General features: G+C 45.6%; 3 protein-coding genes. 1 reads left to right on the plus strand and 2 read right to left on the minus strand.

Annotation, left to right across the window (positions count from 1 at the left end; translation table 11 throughout):
- The first annotated feature begins 741 nt into the window (after nt 1-741).
- Nucleotides 742-2301, plus strand: a complete 1560-nt coding sequence (locus ACXLDX_RS07515; protein WP_457576571.1) for a YiiX/YebB-like N1pC/P60 family cysteine hydrolase — start codon at nt 742-744, stop codon at nt 2299-2301.
- A gap of 89 nt (nt 2302-2390) precedes the next feature.
- Here the strand turns inward: ACXLDX_RS07515 and ACXLDX_RS07520 are convergent, their stop codons facing one another.
- Entirely contained in the window at nt 2391-4064 is a 1674-nt protein-coding gene (locus ACXLDX_RS07520; protein WP_457576572.1) for a phospholipase D family protein, read from the minus strand.
- Nucleotides 4057-4968 carry a hypothetical protein gene (locus ACXLDX_RS07525; protein ID WP_457576573.1) on the minus strand — a complete coding sequence of 304 codons (912 nt, stop codon included), beginning with the start codon at nt 4966-4968 and terminating at the stop codon, nt 4057-4059. The genes ACXLDX_RS07520 and ACXLDX_RS07525 overlap by 8 nt, the downstream gene beginning before the upstream one ends.
- Nucleotides 4969-5333: the final 365 nt, after the last annotated feature.

A 5333-nucleotide genomic window follows, 5' to 3' on the forward strand; every position in this document is an offset into this window, starting at 1 on the left:
GAATAAATATCAGGTGGGATGGCTCCAGCGACCTTGAAAAATTGCCTTTCAAGTTTCACAGGCTCGCTTTTTTCGTCCGATCACGGCGTCACAGCGACAATAAAAATGATCACATTTGACTAATATGCTGCACTTACCGTAAAACAGTCAAGCTGTCAGGCTATTTTCACTGTTCCTCGGAGTCTACGCTTCCCTGATCTCGAACGAAAAATCTAATTTTTCAAGGCATCCTATACTGTATTCTCATGCTTTCACAGATATCTGCAGCTCCATTGCTTGTTCAAATGGAGAACTTTCAGTATACTTTATATGTGTATTCACATTTGATCGTTTTCTGATGAGGGAAACGGCTGATACTCAGCTATGTTTTTCATCTGGCTATCTTGGAAAATTGTTTATCGGAGTCTCGCAGGCTCGCTTTCCTCGCCCGATCCTGCGTTACAGTACAAAGGAGAATGCTCACATGTGACGAATATGCTGCTTCTTTTGGAGAACAGTTAACTTGTCCGGCTATTTTTACTGTTTTTTGATCTTGAACGAAAATCCGATGTTTTCAAGGTGCCCATATGTTGTTTTTTATCAGAATTTTCAGAAAAGGTGGTGTGCTGTCTGCTTGTCGAATGCTTCATTTTTTCAAGTTTTGACGGATGGTTTTTTTGTGTATTTCCGGGGGTAAAAAATCCCTGTTTTTCATTTTCAATTTCAGGATAATGATCTTTGTCCAAACTTAAGGAGTGTTTCATGCAGCGAATTATTCTTTTTCTTGTCTGCCTGCTGATGATTTCCGGTTGTGCAGGACCAAAGGAAGAAGTGGTATCAACGATTTCTGAAAAAATACGTCAATCCACGGATTTTCATCAAAAAATAGTATTGTTTCAGCAGCTCGTAGACAAAACACTTAAGTGGCGTACAGAGGCGTTATTATTTTATCGCTATATTGAGGAGAAAAACCTCTATTCCAATCATGATATTATATTGCTGCATGAACAGGGAACCGAGAGATACCGCCAGATCCGTCAACCCTTACTTGACATTCTCCATACTGTCGAATGGGCAGCTGATGACAACGTAGAAGTAGTCTTTGTTGAGAATCAGCCAACAACAATTGTAACCAGTAAACCGGATCCACGAATGTTTTCAGAAGAAGAAAAAGTCCCTGAAAAACAGATTGTGGTCCACCTTAATCCCCGGGATGTGAAAGGGCAGCGCTATATCAAGGAGGCAAAACTCAGTCTTGCCTCGGCCCTTCTACTCTATGATAATTACCTGATGGTTATTTCTCATTTTCAGGAGATAAAGAAAACAAGGAAGCTGTTGAATTATGATAATGCCCAGGTACGGAAATATCTTGATTCTGTTGCGGCGAATTATCTCAATTTGGATAATTACCAGCGTACAGCCAGGGCCCTTGCCCTTTTTGAAAAGGAGTTACAGTGGGAAAAACGTACTCATCTTTCTTTGGATGAAGACAACGAGTATTTAAATCTGCTTGTCCAGGGAAGCTATATTTATGGCCAAATGAGCAAGCATGAGGGGCTGGGCCTGGTACCCGGTAATATTGAGCTGTATACTGTTCGACTGAAAGATACAGTTGAAAATGTTTCAGATTCGTTGACCTTTATGCTGGTTCGCAGTTTCAGCAGTGTAATCGGACTTATCGAAACACGGAAAGGAAAACTCACGGCCCTGAGTAGTCAGGAGCGTCAAATAATTAGTAATCACTTAAAGCCCCTTGATATTTTACTTGAGAAAACACCGTTTCGTTTAACAGATAAAACAATACCCGGGTACTGGGGCCATGTAGCCATATGGATTGGGGGACAGAAAGATCTTGAACAACTTGGCATCTGGAATCACCCTCTGGTGCAGCAGTATCATCAGGAAATAGAGGAAAAAAAGTCTGTCCTCATTGAGGCGCTTTTGCCAGGGGTTGAAATTAATTCTCTTGATCATTTTCTCAACATTGATGACCTCGGTGTTCTCAGGCCTGTTTCCATGAGTATGGATGATCGACGGGATGCCGTTTTACGGGCATTTGCCCAGGTTGGCAAGGAATATGATTATAATTTTAATGTGGAAACAGATCGACGTATTGTCTGTTCTGAACTGGCCTACGTGGTTTTTAACGCCTACACCTGGGAAACAGAGAAAATTTTTGGCAGGGCCACGATCAGCCCGGATAACATTGTGAATTTTAGTCTCAATACCGGGCTGTTTAAGCCTGAGCTTCTCTATCTCAACGGAAACAGGTTTTCCGGCGAGCTTGTCCCCAAGATGAAAGCTTTACAGCAACAACACTGATCAGTTTGAAAAAGGGTGGTTGCATTGGCTTGCGTTAATATTTGATCACGCCATGGCGTGATCAAATATGCGGATTCAACACTTCTGTACTACAAAACAGGATTCACAGGGAGGAGTAACAGAAAAAACAAACGTATCCGTTCCCACAAAGATATATCCGGCTCCTTGGAGGATATTTCAGTTTTGCCGTTCCGTCGGGTTTCCCAGGTTAATGCCTCTTTGCTGTCCATGGTGACATGCCAGCAGTTTTCCAGGTCCATGTCCGAGGTTAGTATGGAAGAAACCTGCCGGGCAAGCTCAGGGCTGTCGATCCGAAATACATGCTCAGTGTTGAGATGGGTTGAGCGGGGATCCAGGTTAAAGGAACCAATAAGAACGATATGTTGATCTATCACCGCAGTTTTAGCATGCAAGCTGATTTCAGGGATTTTGTTCAGCCCTGAAAACCGGGGGAAAAGTTGTTTTCTGAATGCCGGGTCAGGGCGGAGTTCATACAGAGTCACCCCCCGTCTCAGGATACTTCGTCGATGTTGTTTGTAACCGGCAAAGACGGCATCCCCCTCTGCAGATGCCACCGAGTCGGTTAGGATACTGATCTTAACCCCGCGTTTATGCAGATTTTCAAAGAGTTCCAATGTGCCTGGCATGGTGATCATATAGGGGGTTTCCACGAGAATCTGGCTTTGGGCTTCAAGAAAAGTCCGGGTGAGAAAATCACCGGTTTTACTGTAGCCGTGCAGGCTGAGAATCCGACCGTTTTTGCCGGGTATATCATAGGTAACATCAGCCTTCCCCCAGAAGAGCTGTCCGGGAAGCGCCAACAGTGCCTGCCGGGTTGTTTCCAGGGCTGTGGTGAATCGGGGTGGAAAATGGACAGGGTCATCGGCAAAGGCGATAAGCTCTTTGAAATAGGCTTGCCGTTTCTCCCGGTTAATCTTTCTGGGGCAAACCTGACTGAGATCAACCGACCAGGTACTGTTCCAGTAATCATCAAAGCCCTTTCCGGCCTTGTCGAGAATGTCTCCAATCACCAGTACATCACGATCCCGGAAATTCATGGATTCGTGCATGTCATAGTACTCATCTGCGTTGTTACGACCCCCTATTACCAGCACCGTACCGTCAACGAGAAATATTTTGTTATGCATTCTGCGATTAAAGCGCTTAAATGAAGCAATACTTCCTCCGGCAACCCGAAGGCCCAATGGTGCATCCAGACCGGGATAAGGATTGTAGAGCCGTATGGTGATGTTGGGGTGATCATTGAGCATAACCAGATAATCACTGTCCACTTCCAGGGTGACAAAGTCCACAATTACCCTGATTCGAACACCCCGCTGGGCAGCCTGCAGGAGACGGGCAGCCCCGATGGTACCGACAGTATCATCGCTCCAGATAAATGTCTGGATATCAATACTCTTTTCAGCAAGATCGGTCAGTGCTCCCCGCCAGAGCAGGGCCTCTTCTCCCTGGTCCAGGAGAAAGGCCCCTGATAATTCAGGGTGAGATGCAATGTCATCGGCAAAGAGTCTGGCAAGCCTGGTATCCGTCCCGTTGAGGGAATAATCAGGAATCCGGTCTCCTACGGGATACGGAACGTACACCGAGGAGCATCCATTCATGAAGAGTGCTATGGTACACAAAGAAGCCAGAAGAATATTACTTGATTTCAGAACGTTGATAAATTGCAGCATTGTCTCTCCAGAATAGACAGAGGATATGTAGGCGAGGGGAGTGCTCCGCGACTGTTTTGAATTATTCATTTACTATATCCCAGGTGGATGTGTTGTCTTGTACTGCCGTGACCATCTTTTTTATGAGAAGCGTTTTTCCCTGACGTATTTCCAAACGCAGGGTTTTGCAGGGTTTGTTGTGCCGGGTAGAAAGAGTTATCAAGGTGACACTGCCTATGCGGCCGTTTGCCGGGTTGTCGGAAGAAAGTGAATCACCGACTTCTCCCTTGGCCAAAAGGGATTCGACAAGGGGCTGTAACAAACGTGTATCCTGATTATATTCAGCTGTTGAAGTCCCTGTAAGTATTCTTCCAAGTGATTCTCCAAGTCCGCCAACAAGAGAAAACGGTGTTTTTACAATTCCTGTAAAAATTCCGGTCATTGCCCCTTCACTGGCCTGTTGCCCTGTTTTTTTTGCATTTTTTACAATACCATCTGCCTGTCTGAGCATGGCCGGAACGGCTTCCCGGGTCGTGCGGATTTCTTTAAGGATGACAGGAACCAAAGTACGTGTTTCTTCCAGTTCATTACAGGTTTGTTCCATGGCAGCCAGGATGGCCGGGATCTGAGATCGTATGATTTGGACTTCCTGTAAAATTTGTGGAACCAGTTTTCTCGTTTTTGTAAGTTCATTCACTGCCGGACCAATCGTTTGCCGAATCTGCCGTGATTCTTCAAGCCCGACAGGCACAAGTTGACGAGCCTGTTTTATTTCTTCCAGAATTTCAGGCATGAGTGTACTGATCTCATGCACACTTTCCAGAGCAGGTTCCATGGCAGAGACCGTCTTTTCCGCCTGCTCCAGGATTTTTGGAATCGTGTCTGTAATGGATGCCATTTTCATGGTGAAAAAAATCATCCCGCCAGCCAGGGAAAAGATACTGGCTGCAAGAAGAACAATTGCCGCACTGCGATGTGGAGTTTCTTGTTTCATGGTGTTGAGTCTTGTGTGTATAGGTGATTTCATCGCCCTGAGGTCAGGGCTCCTACAAATCTTCGTTATCTTTTCCCGAGGTCTTCGCCATCTGTTTTTTGCTGCAAAATTCAGGGGTAAGCCACAAAAGCAGGCCTTGCTCACAACCCAAATTTGATACACGTGCCTGTAGGAGCCCCGCCCCCGGGGCGATAATTTTCTGTGTACCAGCATTTATCGCCCTGAGGTCAGGGCTCCTACAGAGAGTGGTTATCTTTTCCCGAGGTCTTCGCCATCTGTTTTTTGCTGCAAAATTCAGGGGTAAGCCACAAAAGCAGGCCTTGCTCACAACCCAAATTTGATACACGTGCCTGTAGGAGCCCCGC

Source organism: Desulfomarina sp. (assembly GCF_054039375.1).

What these genes read in the sequence shown, in the direction of transcription:
- ACXLDX_RS07515 (WP_457576571.1), top strand. Translation starts at nt 742, where the DNA reads ATGCAGCGAATTATTCTTTTTCTTGTCTGCCTGCTGATGATTTCCGGT.
- ACXLDX_RS07520 (WP_457576572.1), bottom strand. Translation starts at nt 4,064, where the DNA reads ATGAATAATTCAAAACAGTCGCGGAGCACTCCCCTCGCCTACATATCC.
- ACXLDX_RS07525 (WP_457576573.1), bottom strand. Translation starts at nt 4,968, where the DNA reads ATGAAACAAGAAACTCCACATCGCAGTGCGGCAATTGTTCTTCTTGCA.